This is a genomic window from Mucilaginibacter rubeus, assembly GCF_003286415.2.
GTDB classification, from domain to species: Bacteria; Bacteroidota; Bacteroidia; order Sphingobacteriales; family Sphingobacteriaceae; genus Mucilaginibacter; species Mucilaginibacter rubeus_A.
Genome location: NZ_CP043450.1, coordinates 2,157,924 through 2,178,305, shown reverse-complemented (window position 1 = coordinate 2,178,305; position 20,382 = coordinate 2,157,924). Strand labels below are relative to the sequence as shown.

The following is a 20,382-nucleotide window of genomic DNA, read 5'->3' as shown; positions in this document are numbered from 1 at the left end:
TATTTAAAATATTAAAAATCAAATAGTTAAATAAAACACATCAATTTAAAACCGTTCGGTAATGGAACACTTGCAGTACGGATGTGAACGATATTTTCGAGGTAAAAGAACTAAAGGCAAAAGGCTAAAGGCCATAAAGTTGAAATCAAATTATTTTGAAATCACCTTTTACCTTTAGCCTTTTACCCCTACTCATTATTCAGAGCGTAAACTCTCTACCGGATTTGCCAGCGCCGCTTTTATGGATTGAATGCTGATGGTAGCCAGGGCAATTAGTGTTGCACCACCTCCGGCCAACAGAAATATCCAAACTGTCATATCTATTTTGTAAGCAAAATCCTGTAGCCATTTACTCATCGAATACCAGGCTATCGGTACGGCTATCAGGATTGAAATGATAATAAGCAACACAAATTCGCTGGCCAATAAACGGATAATTCCGCCAACACTTGAACCAAGTACTTTACGGATACCAATCTCGCGCGTTTTAACCTGGGCCGAATAGGTTGCCAACCCGAACAAACCAAGACATGAGATCACAATTGCCAGGGCCGAAAATACGTTGAACAATGAACCCGTATGTTCTTCACTGCGATATAAACGGCTAAAGTTTTCATCAAGAAACGTATACTCAAGTGGGAAATCATTATTATACTGTTTCCAGGTGTTTTGTACAGCAACGATGGCTTTTTGAGCGTCGCTGCCGGTTGTTTTGATAAACATTCGGAAACACTGATCGGGACGATAGCATAATACAGCAGGTTCAATCTTTTTTCGCACGGAGGCATAGTTGAAGTCCTTCACCACACCTATGATAGTTCCCTTCGTTCTCTGGATCCTGATACTTTTACCAATTGGATCCTTTAAGCCCATTGCCGATGCGGCAGTTTCGTTTATTATAAAGTGAGTGCTATCTGCAACCGCACCCGTAAATGCTGCCCCTTCCTTTATTTTAAGTTTAAAAAAGCCTATATAATCCTGATCAACAAAAATAGGATGAAAAATAAGGTTTGCTTTTGCAGGCTTGCCTTCCCAATCATTGTCGCCTGTCCACCCATCAAAATCAACAATGTTGCTACTGCTTCGGGTAACGGCCAATACTCCGGGCTGTTTTAGTAATTCGGCTTTGGCGGCGTCATAATGCGGTTTGATATCCTGCATACCAAACATTAGTACATTCTCTTTGTCATACCCGAGATTGCGGTTACGGATATAACTGAGCTGTTTTCCTATAACCAGCGTACCAATAATAAGCACTATCGAAACGGTAAACTGCAAAACAACCAGCACCCGGCGAAAGGCGGCGTTTCCAATCCCGGTAGTAACCTTACCCTTAAGGGCTTTCAATGGCTCAAACGATGATAACAGTAGTGCAGGATAAACACTTGAAGCCACAAGCGTGCCAACAAGCGTTAATACAATATAAAGCCATATCTGATAGCTATTTAAAGAAAGCTGCAATTCTTTACCCGAAAATTGGTTATAAGCGGGCATCAGCGCATACATTAAGGTTATAGCAAACGCGGTAGCAATAGCAAACAACAATGTAGTTTCGACTATAAACTGAAAAAATAGCTGCATTTTACCTGCGCCAATGATCTTACGCATACTAACCTCTTTGGCACGAAGCATAGAACGGGCCGTTGAAAGGTTTACATAATTTATACAGGCTATAACTAAAATCAGGATTGCTACGATGGCAAACGTGCGTACAGTCGACATGCCACCATCGCTACCGTCAGCCTTGTACAAATGCATTTTCAGGAAAGGTTGTGCCAGGTAAGGAACCGGCGCGTCATCCGGTTTGTTACGCTCGTGGATTGCCCGCAGCTGTTTTTCTAATTTATGCAGATTGGTACCTGGCTTGAGCAATAAATAAGTTTCAAAGCTAAAATTAACCCAGTCGGCATCCATCGAGTTGATACGGCTGGTGCCGTTATAACTGGTTCTATTTTTAACATAGGCCTCATTATTGAAACGGCTTATGGGCAATAATATATTATAACCTATACTTGAATTTGTTGGATAATCGGAAACTACACCTGTAACATTCAAAACATCATTACGGCCAAGGGTAATGGTTTTACCAATTGGGTTATTATCTCCAAAATATTTTCTGGCAATCTTTTCAGTTATTATTATCGAATTGTTATCAGTGAAGGGATGCTTAGCATCGCCCTCCAACAGCGGAAAATTAAAAACACTGAAATATGACGGGTCGGCAAACGCCACACCGGGTTCTTCAAAAATCTTATCCTTGTACCTGAATGATGCGCTGCCTATATTCATGATACGCGCGCCATCCTTAACTTCGGGGATCTCGTTTTTGGCAAACGTTGTTACCGGCGCTATAATTTCAGTAAATATCTGCTTGCTTACATCAGTGCCGCCAACTATACTAATGCGATACAGGTTTTCACTTTGCTTATTAAATCTGTCAAAACTCAATTCATCCTGCACCCAAAGCAGCATAAACAATCCCACTACAAGGCCAAAAGTTAAGCCTATCACATTAATGGCGGTGTAAAACTTATTGCTTACAATGTTACGCCAGGCGGTTTTCAGATAGTTTCTTATCATGGTTATATCATTAAGTCAGTGGGTCATTAAGTCATTGTTCATTGCCCACTACCAATCGATGACCTAATGACGCGGAGCAATGACCTAATGACAGGATTATTCGTTCTTCAAACTTTTAACAGGATTACTCAGTGCTGCTTTGATAGCCTGCCAACTTACGGTGAGCAAACAAACGATCATACTAATCCCGATAGTGGCGATAAATACCCAGGCGCTCATATCTGTACGGTAGGTATAATGTTGCAGCCATTTGCTCATATTGTACCAGCTTAGTGCCGAGCCAATAACAAAAGATATAACCACAAGTATTAAAAACTCTTTCGACAGGTTGAACCATAAGCTGCTGATGCTGGCACCAAGTACCTTGCGAATGCTGATCTCTTTTTTGCGCTGCTCAGCGGAGAACGAGGCTAAGCCAAATAAACCTAAACAGGATATAATGATAGCCAACACCGTGAATGAACTCGACAGCGAACCTAATAACTTTTCATCATCAAACTTATCGGCAAAACTTTGATCAACAAACCTGTATTCAAAAGGGAATTCGGGATTATATTTTTTGTAGATCTTACCTATGGCTTCCAGACTTTTTGATACAGGTGCGTTAGGATTTAAACGGATGCCGATCTGGTTTGCCCAGTTCTTATCAAAACCTATAATAGCCGGTTTTACCGGTTCATATGGCGATCCCCAAACAAAATCTTTCACTATCCCTACTACCGTGCAATTACGTCCCTGCCATTTTACAATTTGTCCGAGTGGCTCTTTTAAACGCATCAACTTAACAGCCGACTCATTCATAATGAGCGATAAAGAATCGGCCATGCGACCGGGAATATAATCGCGCCCCTTGACTAACTCGAGTTTGTAGGTTGAGATGAAATGGAACGACGTAACGATCTGATCAATTGGAATTTTGTCTTCTCCAGGCAATTGCCCGGGCCAATTAATACCCCAGCTACTGCTATTGGCACTGGCTATGGAACCTGATACCTCTGTGGCATCAACAGCGGCACCCGAAGCGATTATATCATTTCTGAAACTATCAAACGATTTAACCATACCTTCTTCAAGGTCAATTTCAACCAATCCGTTCTGGGAATACCCTACCGGCCGGTTTTTAATATAGGTAATTTGTTTATAGATCAAAATGCTTGAAAGGATCAGACAGGTAGCAAATACAAACTGTACAACAACCAGCACCTGCCTTGAATGCAGTGTTTTTTTCCCGGTTTTATGCATCCCTTTTAAAACCTTAACCGGTTTAAACGAGGATAAAAACAAAGCGGGGTAACTGCCGGCCAGCGCACCGGTTAACAGGGTTACCAAGATGGCAGCCACCCAGGCCCAGGCATTGGTAAATGGAATGATCAGTTGCTTATTAATTACTTCGTTAAAATAACCGATGGTAGCCATCATAATTAAAACAGCTACGATGAACGATAGAAATGCAGTAAGTACCGATTCGCCTAAAAACTGTTGAATAATAGCTATCCTGCGGGCACCTACTACCTTTCGGATCCCAACTTCGCGCGAGCGGCGCTCCGAACGGGCGGTTGAGAGATTCATAAAATTGATACAGGCAATCAATAATATACCTATCGCCAAAAACAGGAACAAGCGTACATACTCAATTGCCCCGCCGGTATTTACCCCGTTTTTAAACTGCCCGTACAAATGACCTTTTACAAAAGGATACAAAAACAATTGGTTCTCCTTGTTATTAGGATCGTACCGTTCAACTACCTTATTGATCTTTTTGTTGAGCTTATCTAAATCGACGCCCGGTTTCAGCAGTACATAGGTCTGGAACGAGTAATTGCCCCAGCCTGACTGCCTTACCCATTGATTATCGGCTTCATACTTTTTCCACGATTCAAAGGCTTTAAACCGGAAACGTGAGTTTTTAGGCAGATCTTTAAATATTCCTGTTACTTTTAAAGGTGTTTTAGCGTTAACCTTAACGGTTTGCCCCATCGGGTCTGCATCGCCGAAAATTGATTTGGCTGCCGATTCGGACAGGATAATCGACGATGGATCTTTGAAAACATCGTTTTTATTACCTTTTACAAATTGCACCGTAAACATACTCAGAAATGACTCATCGGCCACTAACGTGTTTATTTTAAGCGGTTTGTTATTGTAATTAAACAATTGGTCGCCTCCCCAGGTTGAACGCGCAACGGATTCTATCTCAGGGTAATCTTTTTGCAGCGCGGCTGCGGCCGGTACCGGGGTCGAACCGTTAGTATATATTTCGCCGTTAGAGGGCTGGTTACGCAAAACAGAATATAACCTGTCCTTATTTTCATGGAACCCATCATAGGTAAACTCGTTGTAAACATACAGCAGCAGCATAAAGCTCACCGCCATACCAACGCCTAAACCACCAATGTTTATGGCCGAATACAGCTTATTCTTAATTAAGCTTCGCCACGCGATTTTTAAATAATTCTTAAACATATCTATTATTTCATTAAGTCATTTGGTCATTAAGTCGTTGTTTATTGCTTACATAATCGGCCATTCAAAATGACTAAATGACGCGCAGCCAATGACTTAATAATAATTATTCTGATCGTAAACTCTTCACCGGGTTAGTCAGTGCCGCCTTAATAGCCTGAAAGCTCACTGTTGTGAAAGCTATTACCAGGGCCAGTACACCTGCAAATACAAATATCCACCAGCTGATACTTATGCGATAGGCAAAATCCTGCAGCCAATTGTGCATAGTTATCCAGGCTACGGGGAATGCTATCAGCGATGAAATAAGCACCAGGATCAAAAACTCTTTAGACAGCATATTTACAATCCCCGACACTGAAGCCCCAAGTACCTTACGAATACCGATCTCGCGCGTGCGTTGAATAGTACTGTATGATGCAAGGCCCAGCAAGCCAAGACACGAAATAAATATGGCCAATACCGCGAAGTTCAGGAACAAATTGCCGAACGTTACCTCAGAAGCATATTGCTTGTTAAAGGTTTCGTCAACAAACACATAATTAAATGGTCTTTCCGGAGCTAAAGTTTTCCACCTGTTTTGAATGGCAGCGATAGTTGCAGGAACCTCTTTAGCTGCTATTTTTAAGGTAAAAGCACCTGTACCACGTGTGTTTATACGCATATTCAGAGGCTTTACTGTTTCCTGTAATGATTGAAAATGAAAATCCTTCAAAACGCCGATGATCTTACCGGTACGCCCCCACTGCGAATAATTCCGGCCTACAGCATCGGCAGGGTTGCGGTAACCAAGGCTTTTTGCAGCAGCTTCATTGATAACAATGGCCTTTGTCGTATCGGTGCCAAAGGCTTTTGAAAATATACGACCGGCAATCAATTTCATTTCAAACTGCGGAATAAAATCATAATCAACATCATACATATTCATGTTCATTTGCTGCATGGCGCCGGCCTGGTTCTGAATTTCAGAATACGCCACGCTATTACCGAAACCCGGGATGGCCCCCGATGCCGTGGCACCCAAAACATTAGGAATTTTCCTCAACTCATTCTTGATGATTTCCTGCCTGCTTTGTATTGCCGAATCACCACTGAAATCAATAGTTAACATCTGGTTTTTCTGAAAACCAAGCGATTGGTTACGCATAAAACTCAATTGGTTATAAACCACTATAGTACCGATAATAAGCACTATAGATATGGTAAACTGTGTAACCACCAGTCCCTTACGCAATAAAATACCTTTGGTTGATTTGCTAAACCTACCTTTTAATATGGTAACAGGTTTAAAATTTGACAACACCAGTGCCGGGTACAAACCAGCACATAGCCCTATAACACAAGCGATTAAAAACAGCTGAAACAGGTAGCCATTGTGAAAGATACTGTCACTTATCACTTTACCAGCCAACTGATTAAACAACGACAATAACAAAAAGCTAAACAAGGCCGAAAACAGGAACGAGATTAAACAAAGAATGACCGATTCGCTCAGAAATTGAATAGTAAGCTGCTGTTTCATTGCTCCAATTACCTTGCGGATACCTACTTCCTTAGCCCTTTCAGTTGCCCGGGCCGTTGTAAGGTTTATGAAATTAATGCAGGCTATCAATAAAATGAATACGGCTATAATAGAAAAGATGCGAACGTTGTACATGTTGCCTGATTCGGGCGCGCCGCGTTTGGATACCATGTAAACATCTTTTAATGGTTCCAAAAAGTAGGCATAATCCATACCTTGCTTTTTATCAGCTTCGGTATAATGCCTGTTAACAAAGGCTTTCATCCGCGATTGCAGTTTGTTGACATCGTATCCCTTTGGCAACATGATATAAGTAAAATTGCCAAAGTTGCCCCACTGGTTTAACCTGTCTTTACTTTGTTTTGCTATGGTTGCAATAGACACGAGCATATCAAACTTAAAGTGAGCATTAGATGGTACATCTTTTACCACGGCAACAACGCTTGCAGGATTTTTACCATCAAGGATTAATGGCTTACCGATCGGATCTTCGGTACCAAAATATTTTTTCGCGGCCTTTTCAGTCAAAACAATAGTATATGGCAACGAAAAGGCCTTACCAACATCACCTTTCACAACCGGAAAAGTGAACATTTTAAACAACGAAGGTTCAGCAAAAAGCGCGTTATTTTCCTGTAGTTTTAAATCACCGCGTTGTACAAGGAAACCCGCGCCAAAAATGCGGGTGTTAGCCTCTATTTCCGGATAATCCTGTTGCAAAGCCGGACCAATAGGCGCTATTGACGACGACCAGTTTAAGGTTTCGGTAGGTGTTTTGATATCCGATACCACACGATAGATCTGATCAGATTTTTCATTAAAATTGTCATAACTCAGCTCAAATTTTACGTACATAAAAATCAGGAAAGCAGCCGTCATCCCAACAGCCAGCCCGATAATATTAATTATCGAGAAACCCTTGTGTCGCCAAAGGTTCCTGAACGCTATTTTAATGTAATTCTTTATCATGATATTGGTTCACTTGTTCATTAGTTCATTGGTTTGCATGGCTCAACTGCAAGCTGCCCACAGCCACTGCAAACTGAATCACTCGTCCCTCAAACTCTTTATCGGGTTTATCATGGCGGCTTTTATGGCCTGGTATGATATGGTAACGGCTGCTATAATAAATGACGACACTATCGCCACCATAAATATCCCGGGCCCTATATTGATATGATATGCAAAATTTTGCAACCAGCTATGCATTACATAATAACCAAGCGGTGCCGCTACGGCGAACGCTATTGCAATCAGGTAAATAAACTCTTTGGTAAACAGGGCCACAATACTTGAAACTGGTGCCCCTAATACTTTACGTATACCAACCTCCTTGGTACGTTGTGACGCAGCGAAGGCTATCAAACCATATAGACCCAAACAACCTATAAAAATTGCGATGTATGAGAAAAGTTGGAACGCCACGTATACCTTTTGCTCCTGTTTGTAAAAATTGGCTATGTGCTCATCAACAAACTGAAACTGGAAAACATTATCGGGATACAGTGCCGACCATTTTTTACCGATGTAACTGATAGTTTCACTCATATTGGCCGGTTGCATTTTGATACTCGCCATGAAAAACCGGTCCGGGTTATATTCCAATACACATGAGCGGCGTTTTTTATGTTTCGATTCGCTTTGAAAATCCTTCACAACGCCGACGATGGTCGCTTTTTGATCACCATTAATCGTTATGTGCTTATTTATAGCCAGCTGCGGATTTTGGATACCCAATTTCTGCATCATCGTTTCGTTGATGACAACTTTATGAACAGTATCCTTTTCGTTCTTTTTCCAAATCTTTTGTCCGGCCAGCATTTGCAGCCCGAACATATCTGTAAACTTTTCATCTATGGCTTTGTACTCGGTAACATCGTCTTTAGGGAATCCCAGCTCTACAGATGAAAAGCTGGTAAAGTTGCTGTTGAATGCCGGCGCGCCTGATGAAAAACTAATCTCTTTTATGCCAGGATACCCTGCCAATTGCTGATTTAACACGTCCCGCTTTTTCATGTCGGGCAGCCCTACAGATACTACGGCTTCCTTATCAAAACCAAGATCCTGATTTTTAAAAAAGTCCATCTGCCGGGCTACAATCAATGTGCCTATGATCATGATTTGCGATATCGCAAATTGCCCTATCACCAGGCCCTTGCGCAAAGTAAGCTTCCCGCTGGCACCCGCGTTCTTATTCTTAAAACTATCAACCGGCTGAAATGCTGATTGTACAAACGATGGATATAAACCCGCAAGTAGGATCACAGCTACGGTAATGGTAGCTATCCAGCCTATCACCGTAGCTTGTGTCAGTTGCGAAGCATCGACATTGATAGACATCCATGCCGCTGCTTTTGACAGGAACAAAGCGCATAAACCAACACCCAGCAACACCGAAAATAAAACCAGCACGGTAGTTTCGCCCAAAAACTGTTTAATAAGCTGCGGGCGACTTGCGCCCAGCACTTTACGCATACCTACCTCTTTAGCCCGTTTGATAGCTTGGGCTGTAGCAAGGTTGATAAAATTGATACACGCTGTAATAATGATGAGCAACGCCACGCCTATTAATGCGTAGTATGTATCTTTCGAAGTCGGTGTAATGATGTTGTTGATATAACGCTGATCAAAGTGAATATCCTTCAAAGGCTGAAAAGGTAAAACAGCCGCTTTTGCTACATCAGCGCCCCAATTCTTTTTGATAAAGGCTGGCATTTTGCTATTCAGTTGTTGGATGGAATAGTTTTTTGGCAAAACAATATAAGCATAGCTACCTCCGGGAATAGCCCAAAAGTTGCCCATCATTCCTTTTAAGTTATTTTCGATACTGCTTAATGAAATCAGGAAAGAGAATGGTACACTGGTATTTGCCGGCAGATCTTTAATAATGCCTGTTACCTTTACATCCAATCGATTTTCAAAGTTGATCAGTTTGCCGACAGCGTTGCTACTGCCAAAATATTTTTTAGCGATACTCTCGGTGAGCACAACACTATTTGGCTTTTTAAGGGCCGTGTTCGGGTCGCCGGCCAGCCACTGGTAATCGAAAACCTTATCAATCTGGTTATCGCCAAAGGCTACATTATGCTCATTATACCGGCTTTCGCCGATCTTAATCATGGCATCGCCCTGGTAAAAAAACTGTGTGGCTTGTTCCAGTTCAGGAAAATCAATCCGCATGGCCGGTATAATTGCCAGGGATACATTAGAGTTAAAATCAAGTGCATGTAGGGTTACCCGGTATGTGCGGTCGGCTTTGCTGTTGTAACTATCGTAACCAAGCTCATTTCTTACAATCAGGAAAATTACCAGGCAAGCCGCTACACCCAAAGTAAGTCCGAAAATATTCAGAAAGGCGTAACTCAGGTTACGACGGATATTCCTGAAAGCAATAACTACATAACTCTTTAACATGACGATTCATTTTAAATCATTTGGTCATTAAGTCATTTTTTGCCCTGCGTTTGAGCCAAATATTTGCAATCATTAAAAATGACATAATGACGCGAAGCAAATGAGCCAATGACTACTATATTATTCAGAACGTAAACTCTTAACCGGGTTAGCCAAAGCCGCTTTAATCGACTGAAAGCTGACTGTTATAAAAGCAATCATTATCGCCGCTGCACCAGCCCCGGCAATAACCCACCATTGTATGTTTATCCTGTAGGCAAAACCTTGCAGCCACTTATTCATAAAATAATAAGCTATTGGTGATGCAACTACAAAGGCAATGAATACCAGTATTAAAAACTCTTTTGATAACAAAGTGGTGATATTGGCAACTGAAGCACCAAGCACTTTACGAATCCCAATCTCCTTTTTGCGCCTCAATACTACAAAAGCTGCAAGGCTTAACAAACCAAGGCACGAAATAAGCATAGCCAAGCCGCCAATGATGGCAATCATGCTTCCTGCCTGTCTTTCGGAATGATATACTTCGTTAAAATGATCGTCAATAAACTGATATTCAAAAGTATTGTCGCCACTTATGGCGTTAAACGCTTGCTGTATATCCTTTAATGTTTGGCTAACATTGGTACCCGAAACTTTAACGTATAAGTTGGTTTGCCAATAAGGTATATAATCCATGCTACCAATAATAAGTGGCTCGATGGTTTTATGTAAACTACTGTAATTGAAATCCTTTACAACGCCAATAATCCTGCCGGGAGGTAACGAAGTTATGTTGATAGGCTTACCAACAGGATTGGGATAGCCTATTTGCTTTGCCAGGGTTTCGTTGATAATATATTCGTTTTGCTGATCCTTACTAAAGGCATGGCCAGCCATTATCTTCATGTCAAAAAAACTGATATAATTTATACCAGCATTCTCCATGTTTACGGTGATCTTTTTCGCCTCGCCGTTTGGTGCAATAAAGTCGATGCCAAATAATGAGCCATTGCCGCCCATTTCCATAAAGCCATTGGTGATATCTTTAACCCCCTTTACTTTAGTAATCTCTGCTTTAAGTACCTGCATTTTTTTTGCCAGCCGCAAATCCATTGGCAATTTTATAACCTGATTATAAGAATAGCCAAGATCGCGTTGCTGCATATATTTTAGCTGCTTAAGTATCACCATTAAACTGATCATGAATATAACGGCTATTGCAAACTGGCCGGTAACCAGAACATTACGCAATGATGATTTTGAACCGCCCAATAACAGCTTTGTTTTTAAAGCTTCACCAGTGTTGGCTCTTGAGATAAACCAGCCGGATAAATACCAGCCAGTAATGTAGTTCCTATCAGTATACCTACAAAAACAACAGGCATAGCGCCGTGATAAATACTTCCTGAAGTAAGCTCCCTGTCAAGCAGTTTATTTAACAATGGCAAAAAGATAGTGATAAGCAACAGCGCTGATATCAATGATAATAATACCGAAAAGAAGGTTTCAATAAGTACCTGGAAAACTACATGAAAACGCCTTGCGCCTACAATTTTTTTGATGGCCACTTCTTTACCTCGGTATCCCGCAATGGCTGTAGTAAGATTAACAAAGTTTACACAAGCAATTAAAAAAACGGCAATGGCTATTACTATAAATATATTGAGGTATTTACCATCAATCTTTTTATAGTTGAGCTGATCGTAGCTAATATTGACAGAGCCGGTATGGATACGGTTTAAAGGTTGTAAGGTAAAATCAATAAATTTGCTTTTGGAATGAATAGTTTTTGTCAGCCTGTTTTCAAGTAAGCCTATATTTTTGTTATTGGATATTTTCAAATACGTTGCCCCCATTAAAACATTATAATTTGTACCCAAAAAGCTATTTAAAAACTCTTTAGGGAAAGGCACCATTGCCTCAATCTGCAAATGGGAGTTTTTAGGCATATCGGCAATTACATTGCTTACTGTAAAATTAGTTACTGATGTATCAGCAGTATGTAATTGAATAGTTTTGTTCAATGCAGGGCTATCGCCAAAAAGCTTATGTGCGAGACTGGCGGTAAGCACAATGGTATTTTGATCGCGGGTGAACTTATTTCTTTCACCCTCAATCATAAGCGGGTTAAACATGCTGGCAAAGGTGGTGTCGGTACAAACCAGCTTTTCAGCCTTTATCTTTTTACCCTTGTATTCCATAGTCACCGATGGATAAACAAGTGGTACTGCAGGAAAAACGCGTGTATAGCTATCTATTTCGTTATTATTAGCCTTCAGAAACGGCGCAACGGGCGGGCCAACAATTGCAGCTGTGGATGGTGCCGTACCATCGTAATGCATATATTCAGTAAGACGATAAACCTTATCCGCATTCGGTACAAAGTTATCAAAGCTTCTTTCGTTACTAACAAATAACCCAATGAGTACACAGGCCGCGATGCCAACAGCAAGACCCAAAATGTTTACAAAAGCGTAGGCTTTGTTTTTGAGTAAATTTCGATAAGCCGTTTTTAAATAAATTTTAAGCATCCTGGGTTACTGATATAATTGATATTAGTTTTCTCCTACTGCGCTACATCTCTATCAACACTTATTCTGATCTTAAACTCTTAACCGGGTTAGCCAAAGCCGCCCTCACAGCCTGGAAACTAATGGTTGCAAAAGCTATTATTACTGCACCACCACCCGCAACAGCAATAAGCCACCAATGAATTTCGGCACGGTAAGCATAATCCATCAGCCACTTATTCATGGCGTACCATGCTATTGGCGACGCAATTACAATAGCAAGAAGAACCAACAACAGAAAATCCCGTGACAACATGGTAGTGATATCACCAACACTGGCACCCAACACCTTACGAATGCCAATTTCTTTAACTTTAATTTGCGCGGTATAAGTAGCCAAACCAAAAAGGCCCAGGCATGAAATAAATATGGCTATACCTGCGAATATGTTGAACAATGTACTGGTGTGCTGCTCAGACTTATACATTTCGTTATAAGCGTCATCCAAAAAGCTATACTCGTACGGGAAATTAGCGTTGTACTGCTTCCAATATTTTTCTACCAGCTTAATAGCCGCCGGCGCGTCTTTACCGGTAGTTTTTACGAACATTTGCCATGAGCTCGGCCTGTAGGAGAATATAGCCGGTTCGATGGTTTGTTTTAACGAAGCGAAATGGAAATCTTTTACAACCCCAATAATCGTTCCGTCAACGTTATGAAGTTTAAAGCGTTTGCCAATAGGATCTTTAATCCCTGCAAGTTTTACAGCAGTTTCGTTAAGGATATAGTGCGCCGAATCTGACTTTACACCGGTAAAGCCTGTGCCTGCCGCAAACTTTAGCTTGAACATTCCAATGAAATCCTTATCCATATCAAAAGGACTGATTAACAGGCTTACATCCGATGCTTTCCCGTCCCAATCAGTATCACTGGTGCTTCCGTTCCCAATTATTACACTGGTATTACCTGTACTTACGCCTTTTATTTCGGTATGGCTTAACAACTCGGCTTTAATAGCTTCGTAATGATCTTGCATGGCCCGCATAGGCAGTGAAAACACATGCTCTTTATCGTAACCCAATTGTATGGAGTGGATGTATTGAAGCTGTTTATTGATAATCAATGTACCGATGATCAACCCAACGGAAAACGCGAACTGGCACACTACGAGAACCTTTCTGAAGGTAGCGTTTCCTGCACCAGCTATCTTTCCTTTAAGCGCGTTGATAGGCTTGAAAGATGAAAGCAATAATGCCGGATATATACTTGATGCAACAAGCGTTGCAATAATGGTCAAAACAATAACCTGCCATACGTTGGCGTTGAACAGGTCGAAGTGCATTTGTTTGCCCGAAATGCTATTATAAACAGGCATTACGGCATATATAAGCAAGAAAGCCAGCACCAGGGCTATTGAGAAGCACAATACAGTTTCGATAATGAACTGCATAAAAAGCTGGCTCCTTTCGGCTCCGATGATCTTGCGCACGCTCACTTCTTTTGAACGAAGCATGGAGCGGGCAGTTGAAAGATTGATGTAATTGATGCAGGCAATGAGCAATATCAGCACTGCAACAATCGAAAATATTTTAACTATTTGTATCCCCGCAGATGTGCCATCGGGGTTATACAAGTGAATATCTTTTAAAGCTTGTAATTGAAAAACACCATCGGTAGGTTTTATACCCGGCTGGTTTTTCATATGGATGTCGGTAAGTTTATCGGCGATGGCTTTGGTAGAAACATCTGGTCTTACTTGCAAAAAGGTAGTAGTATAGTAATTGCCCCAATCCTGATCCATTGATTTCCAGAAATCCTTACCGGTATATTGTTTCTTTTTTACATTCATGGAGAATAAGATATCTCCACCAATACTTGAGTTGGCCGGAAAATCTGCCAATACGCCCGAAACTGTATATGGATCCTTACTATCGCCGGTGAGTATTTTGCCTATTGGATCTTCATTACCAAAATAACGTTTGGCGGTACTTTCGGTAATAACTATTGACTGATCATTAGGGAAAGGAGCTTCGACATTCCCTTTCAATAATTTAAAATCGAACATGGTAAAAAAGGCATCATCAACATATGATGCTTTACCAAAATCCTCTTTCAGCAATTTGTCTTTATACCTAAAAACCGAATAATCATAGGAGGTTACAACCCGCACCGCGCTCACCACGCCCGGTACCTCTTTTAACGCAAATGCTGCTACCGGCCCCGGTACACCACCCCAAACCTGTTTACTTGCGCCAGTACCTATGGAAGCGTTAACTTTATAAATGCTTTCGACTTTGCTATGGAAACGATCATAACTTAGCTCGTCCTGCACCCAAATCAAAATAAGCATACCAACAGCCAGGCCAATGGTGAGGCCAACAATGTTTAAGGCACTGTAAAACTTAGTGTTAATTAAGTTTCGCCATGCGGTTTTCAGGTAATTTTTAAACATAGGAGTAGCGGTTTAATAACAAAAACACTCCAAATGCCCTTCTCCGCAAATGCGGGGAAGGGCAGCAGAGGCAATTATTAACTTATTATAAACTGATTTCGGGGGCGGTGGTCTAAGTCCGAAGTCGAAAGTTTTAAGTCGGAAGTTCTTCTTCTCCCATGAACTATAAACTATCAACAATGAACTCAAATAAGCTACACCATGATATTTTCCATAACGGTTTGTCCGTCAAGCAGGCGTATAATACGGTGACTGTAACGGGCGTCATGCTCAGAGTGGGTAACCATGATAATGGTTGTTCCCTGTTCGTTCAAATCGGTAAGCAGTTCCATCACGTCGTTACCGTTGCTGCTGTCCAGGTTACCGGTGGGCTCATCCGCAAGGATCAGTTTTGGTTTGTTAACAACCGCACGGGCTATAGCCACACGCTGTTGCTGACCACCTGATAGTTGTTGCGGATAGTGGTTACGACGGTGCATGATCTGCATTTTGTCTAACACCTCTTCTACCCTTTTAACACGCTCTGAAGCGGCTACACCGGTGTAAATCAAAGGAAGTTCAACGTTTTCAAATACTGTAAGCTCATCAATAAGGTTAAAGCTCTGGAACACGAAACCGATATTATGCTTACGCAGATCGGCGCGTTTACGTTCGTTAAAATGAGCTACCTCAATTTCGTTAAAAACATAGCTGCCGGCATCCGGATCGTCAAGCATGCCCAGGATGTTAAGCAAGGTTGACTTACCACAACCTGACGGGCCCATAATGGCCACAAACTCGCCCGTTGCTACTTCCATCGATAACTTGTTTAACGCGATGGTCTCTACCTCTTCGGTACGGTAGAATTTCTCAAGATTGGAAATTTTTATCATTGGTGCCTCCGTTATTCATGCCACCTGTATGGCGGCCTGATCTTATTTTTTGTTTATCTTAATTTATTAATTAGTTCGGTTTATATTATAATGACGCTTGAACAGAGCCCGGCGTTGCAGCCGGGTTAAGTTATTTTTTCAGCACAAGCTCCTGAATATCACCATAAGTTTCATAGCTTGAAGTAATAACCTTATCGCCCGGATTTAAGCCTTCAGTTACCACGAAATAATCAGGGCTCTGGCGTCCAAGTTGGATATTTACCTTATATGCCTTTGTGCCATCTTCACTTACCTTAAAGATCCAGTTACCACCGGTTTGCTGGAAGAAACCACCTTTAGGTACCAACACAGCCTGCATCTGATCGCTCAGCGCCAATCTTACCTGTAGGGTTTGTCCTTTACGGATGCCAGTTGGCACTTTACCTACAAATTGCATATCTACCTGGAAACTACCTGTGGCTTTTACCTGGGTATATACCTTTTTAATAACCAGGTTATAGGTTTGTTCGGCAAATTGAAAATCGCCTTTCAGGCCGGCATAAATACGTGACAGGTAATGCTCGTCAATATCAACCCTAACTTTAAAGCCCGATTGTACGTCTATCTGCCCTAAGTGCTCACCTTTGTTTTTGCTCTGTCCTACTTCGGCATCCATTGAAGTTAACTGACCATCTGTTGGAGCAACCAACACTAAACCGGCCACTTTTTTGCGCATCAGTTCAAGCGTGGTTTTCATGTGGGCATATTGCTCCTGCGATTGTGAAGCCTGTTGCTTAACCAACGCTGTATCCTGCGAAAGGATTTGTTTAGCCAGTTTATAACGGTTCAACTGGTAATCATAAGTATTTTTTGCCGACTGATATTCCTGCTGACCGATAGCCTTTTGATCATAAAGGTGTTTATCCAGTTTGTAGATCCTTTCGGCTTCTTTAAAAGCATTCTCTACATCGGCCATTGTATTTAGCTTGCTAATGGTATTTTGCTGGGCGTTATTGTGAGAGATCTGCATCTGGGTTTGCTCAGCGTAAACCGCGGTTTCCTGGTTAGCTAAGGTAAGCTCAAGATCGGTGTTAGACATTCTTAATATCCGGTCGCCTTTTTTAAGGTTGGCTCCGTCTTCAACATATTTTTCTTCAACAACACCACCTTCTGACGCGTCAAGAAATATGGTGGTCAGCGGCATAACTACGCCATTAACCGGTATAAACTCCTGGAAAGGGCCTTTAGTAATAGTACTTATAGTTAAGCGTTCAGTATCAACATCAAGTTTACTTTTACCAGATGTAAGATAAATACTGCCGCCAATTAGTAAAATAATGCCTGTAATACCTGCAATGGTAAGTATCTTCTTGCTGTTCCAGGTCTTTTTCTCAATTTTTCTGTCCACTGTATTTTTATAATATTTTGAAATGTTATAACAAAAAGATATGCCACAAATTAAAATACTGTTTTTCAATCATTTAAACACAAAACATAGTATTTAAGCGTACGCTTCTGTTACATCAGGTGTACGGTATTGATACAGTGTTTTTTCATATAATAATGGCCTTTTATATACAAATACAGATTAGCACTTCATTGTGAAGCATTTATATGATATGCTGCATAAAATGCGCGGATTTAGCATAAAAATTGTAACAGATGATAACATTAGCGAGTCTTTGATTTATCGTTCATATTAGATGGTTTGTTAGCGTATAGTTCATGGCAACAATGCCAAAAGTTTATTCAGGTAGTTTCGATAATGAGATACAATTTAATTTAAATTTATAACTTTTATTAAATTGACACCTTAATAACTATATGTTATTATTTTGAGGCACCATAAACAAACATCTACGAACTATTAACCAAAAATAAATGATACTTAAAAAAGCTACCGTTTTAATTGTTGACGACGATCCGGACGTACTTACCGCGGTTAAACTTTTGCTTAAACCCGAAGCCCGGGAAATCATCACCGAAAAGAATCCGGAAAACCTAAACTGGCTGCTGCAACGCAACGAGGTTGACCTGATTTTGCTTGATATGAACTTTAACAGCGCCATTAACACCGGTAATGAGGGGCTATACTGGCTGCGTAAGGTAAAAGAGTGGAAGCCGGATGTTTGCGTGATTATGATAACGGCTTACGGCGATATTGATTTAGCTGTGCGTTCGCTTAAAGAAGGCGCTAATGATTTTGTTGTAAAACCATGGCATAACGAAAAGCTGATAAATACCATTAAAGACCTGCTTGATAAAAAAGAAGGCGGCGCAAAAACAACCAAAACACCGGTTAAAAGTACAGCAGGCGACACCTCGATACTTGGCGAATCGGATGTGATGCAGGATATTTTTTATAAGGTTAATAAGATAGCTCCTACCGATGCCAATATCCTGATCCTTGGAGAGAATGGTACAGGTAAAGACCTGATGGCGAAAGCTATCCATGAGCGGTCGTTACGTGCCGATAAACCTTTTGTTAAGGTAGATGTGGGCGCTTTGACGGATACCTTATTTGAAAGCGAACTATTCGGTCATAAAAAAGGTGCTTTTACCGATGCCCGTGAAGACCGCATGGGCCGTTTTGAGGAAGCTCAGGGTGGCACTTTGTTTTTGGATGAGATTGGTAACATCAGCCTGCAACAGCAAGCTAAGCTGCTTACTATTTTGCAAAACCGCCAGGTAACCCGTTTGGGGACCAACAAACCTGTTGATGTGGATATCAGGCTGATTTGTGCTACCAACGTGCCGTTGAGCGAGCTTGCTAACGAAAACAAATTCCGTAAGGATTTGATATATCGAATTAATACCGTAGAGATCAATATGCCGCCGTTGCGTCGTCGTAATGAAGATATCGTGATCCTGGCGCGTCACTTTGCAAAGTTGTATGCCAGCAAATACCTCAAACCGTCAATGGATTTTGATGCAGCGGCTATTAACAAGCTAAAGTCATACAATTTCCCTGGCAATGTGCGTGAGTTGCAATATACCATTGAACGTGCCGTGATTATGGCTGATGATAGTACCTTGAGGCCTGATGATCTGATCTTTTCGATATTGGAAACATCTACAGAAAGCGTGGTTGACGCTGACAACATTCCGCTGAGTGCGCTGGAAAAGAACGCTATATTGCGTGTGATTGAGAAGCATAACGGCAACATTACCCGTGCCGCTAAAGAGCTTGGCCTTACCCGCACCGCCTTATACCGAAGATTAAGCAAATATGATATTTAACCGTTACGAATGGCGGCTTTTGCTGCGTGTATTTCTATTACTGCTTGTACTTACCGTTACGGCCTTTGTTATTGTAAACCTTGGCCAACTGTTGTATCTCGTGATCCTATTGCCATTGGTAGCCTACTCGGTTGTAGATATGATCCGTTTTCAGAAAAAAGCGCAGGACGAGGTAAATCAATTTGTAGAATCTATCCATTACCGCGATTTTTCCCGCCATTTTGACGTACGTAAAGCGCCTAATGAGCTTAAGCCCCTGCGTAAAGGTTTTAACGATATCAACACCACATTTAAACTCATAAGCCGCGAACGCGAAACTCAATACCATTATCTCCAAAAGATCCTTGAACTGGTTGATACCGGTATTTTATCATACGAAGAAGAAACCGGCGAAACCGGCTGGATCAATGAAGCTTTTAAAACCATTATTGGCGTACCTTATTTAAAAACAGTACACTCGCTCGAGAAACGAGAGCCGTCATTATATGCCGAGCTCATCAAACTTAAACCCGGCGACAGCAAGATCATCACCGTTACCCGCAACCAGCAGCAGGTTAAAATACTGGTAAATGCCAGCCTGATGCGCAGCGATGAGAAACTGTACAAACTCATAGCTTTTCAAAACGTTAACGAGGCTTTAGACGAAACCGAGTCAAAAGCATGGTCAAAGCTGCTGAACGTAATGACGCACGAGATCATGAACTCGGTAGCCCCAATTTCTTCTTTGGCCGATACACTCAAGAACCGCCTGCAAAGCCCCGATATTACAGAAAGCCTGCCACACAGCGACCTGGAAGATATTGAACTTGGCATCGATACCATCAAACGCCGCAGCGAAGGCCTGCTCAAGTTTACCGAAAGCTACCGTAGTCTGAACAAGATCACCAAACTTGATCTGAACAAGATCATGGTTCGTAATATATTCGAGAACCTGAATAGTTTAATGACGCCTACGTTGGAGAAAAAGAAGATTGAACTGGAGATCATCCTGCGCGATCCGACACTTTCTATCGAGGCAGATATTAACCTGATTGAACAGGTAATGATCAACCTGCTGGTTAACGCCATTGAAGCGGTAAAAGACCGTGAAGAACCACGCATTACCCTCACTGCCGAAATTCAGGGCGGTAAAACCTTTGTGAAAGTTATTGATAACGGATTGGGCATGCCTCCCGAATTGCTTGATAAGATCTTTATTCCTTTCTTTAGTACCCGTAAAACCGGCAGCGGTATTGGCTTAAGCCTGTGTAAACAGATCATGCTGTTGCATAAGGGCAATATCCAGGTACAATCAACCGAAGGCAAAGGATCAGCATTTATTCTCTCTTTTGTATAGCCGGGCTTCCTGAATGGGGAGTTGCCAAGCAT

At 41.5% G+C, this 20,382-nt stretch carries 11 protein-coding genes; 2 read left to right on the top strand and 9 right to left on the bottom strand.

Annotated features, from left to right (window positions below; genetic code table 11):
- Positions 1-195 precede the first annotated feature (195 nt).
- The 9 genes from DEO27_RS08950 to DEO27_RS08910 all read right to left on the bottom strand — a co-directional run bounded on the left by DEO27_RS08950 (position 196) and on the right by DEO27_RS08910 (position 17,182).
- Positions 196-2,580, bottom strand: coding sequence for an ABC transporter permease (locus tag DEO27_RS08950; protein ID WP_112570638.1), 2,385 nt, complete (start codon positions 2,578-2,580; stop codon positions 196-198).
- Positions 2,581-2,676: 96 nt separating this feature from the next.
- Entirely contained in the window at positions 2,677-5,043 is a 2,367-nt protein-coding gene (locus DEO27_RS08945; RefSeq protein WP_112570636.1) for an ABC transporter permease, read from the bottom strand.
- Between the two features lie 106 nt (positions 5,044-5,149).
- Entirely contained in the window at positions 5,150-7,534 is a 2,385-nt protein-coding gene (locus DEO27_RS08940; protein ID WP_112570635.1) for an ABC transporter permease, read from the bottom strand.
- A 78-nt stretch (positions 7,535-7,612) separates the two neighbouring features.
- Positions 7,613-9,979, bottom strand: a complete 2,367-nt coding sequence (locus DEO27_RS08935) for an ABC transporter permease (RefSeq protein ID WP_112570634.1) — start codon at positions 9,977-9,979, stop codon at positions 7,613-7,615.
- A 120-nt stretch (positions 9,980-10,099) separates the two neighbouring features.
- Positions 10,100-11,212: an ABC transporter permease gene (locus DEO27_RS08930; RefSeq protein WP_223818195.1), complete on the bottom strand. Its 1,113-nt coding sequence runs from the start codon at positions 11,210-11,212 to the stop codon at positions 10,100-10,102.
- A gap of 35 nt (positions 11,213-11,247) precedes the next feature.
- Positions 11,248-12,492 carry an ABC transporter permease gene (locus DEO27_RS08925; protein WP_112570632.1) on the bottom strand — a complete coding sequence of 415 codons (1,245 nt, stop codon included), beginning with the start codon at positions 12,490-12,492 and terminating at the stop codon, positions 11,248-11,250.
- 61 nt (positions 12,493-12,553) lie between these two features.
- Positions 12,554-14,923: an ABC transporter permease gene (locus DEO27_RS08920; RefSeq protein WP_112570631.1), complete on the bottom strand. Its 2,370-nt coding sequence runs from the start codon at positions 14,921-14,923 to the stop codon at positions 12,554-12,556.
- 194 nt (positions 14,924-15,117) lie between these two features.
- Positions 15,118-15,795 (bottom strand): ABC transporter ATP-binding protein, encoded by a 678-nt coding sequence (locus tag DEO27_RS08915; protein ID WP_090525339.1) that lies wholly within the window; start codon positions 15,793-15,795, stop codon positions 15,118-15,120.
- A gap of 130 nt (positions 15,796-15,925) precedes the next feature.
- Entirely contained in the window at positions 15,926-17,182 is a 1,257-nt protein-coding gene (locus DEO27_RS08910) for an efflux RND transporter periplasmic adaptor subunit (protein WP_112570679.1), read from the bottom strand.
- A gap of 473 nt (positions 17,183-17,655) precedes the next feature.
- Here DEO27_RS08910 and DEO27_RS08905 point away from each other — a divergent pair, with 473 nt between their 5' ends.
- Together DEO27_RS08905 and DEO27_RS08900 are read left to right on the top strand one after the other, a co-directional pair.
- Positions 17,656-19,014 (top strand): sigma-54-dependent transcriptional regulator, encoded by a 1,359-nt coding sequence (locus DEO27_RS08905; RefSeq protein ID WP_112570630.1) that lies wholly within the window; start codon positions 17,656-17,658, stop codon positions 19,012-19,014.
- Entirely contained in the window at positions 19,004-20,350 is a 1,347-nt protein-coding gene (locus tag DEO27_RS08900) for a sensor histidine kinase (RefSeq protein ID WP_112570629.1), read from the top strand. The genes DEO27_RS08905 and DEO27_RS08900 overlap by 11 nt, the downstream gene beginning before the upstream one ends.
- Positions 20,351-20,382 lie beyond the last annotated feature (32 nt).

Coding starts and splice junctions, on each gene's coding strand:
- DEO27_RS08950 (WP_112570638.1), bottom strand. CDS start 2,580: ATGATAAGAAACTATCTGAAAACCGCCTGGCGTAACATTGTAAGCAAT.
- DEO27_RS08945 (WP_112570636.1), bottom strand. CDS start 5,043: ATGTTTAAGAATTATTTAAAAATCGCGTGGCGAAGCTTAATTAAGAAT.
- DEO27_RS08940 (WP_112570635.1), bottom strand. CDS start 7,534: ATGATAAAGAATTACATTAAAATAGCGTTCAGGAACCTTTGGCGACAC.
- DEO27_RS08935 (WP_112570634.1), bottom strand. CDS start 9,979: ATGTTAAAGAGTTATGTAGTTATTGCTTTCAGGAATATCCGTCGTAAC.
- DEO27_RS08925 (WP_112570632.1), bottom strand. CDS start 12,492: ATGCTTAAAATTTATTTAAAAACGGCTTATCGAAATTTACTCAAAAAC.
- DEO27_RS08920 (WP_112570631.1), bottom strand. CDS start 14,923: ATGTTTAAAAATTACCTGAAAACCGCATGGCGAAACTTAATTAACACT.
- DEO27_RS08915 (WP_090525339.1), bottom strand. CDS start 15,795: ATGATAAAAATTTCCAATCTTGAGAAATTCTACCGTACCGAAGAGGTA.
- DEO27_RS08905 (WP_112570630.1), top strand. CDS start 17,656: ATGATACTTAAAAAAGCTACCGTTTTAATTGTTGACGACGATCCGGAC.
- DEO27_RS08900 (WP_112570629.1), top strand. CDS start 19,004: ATGATATTTAACCGTTACGAATGGCGGCTTTTGCTGCGTGTATTTCTA.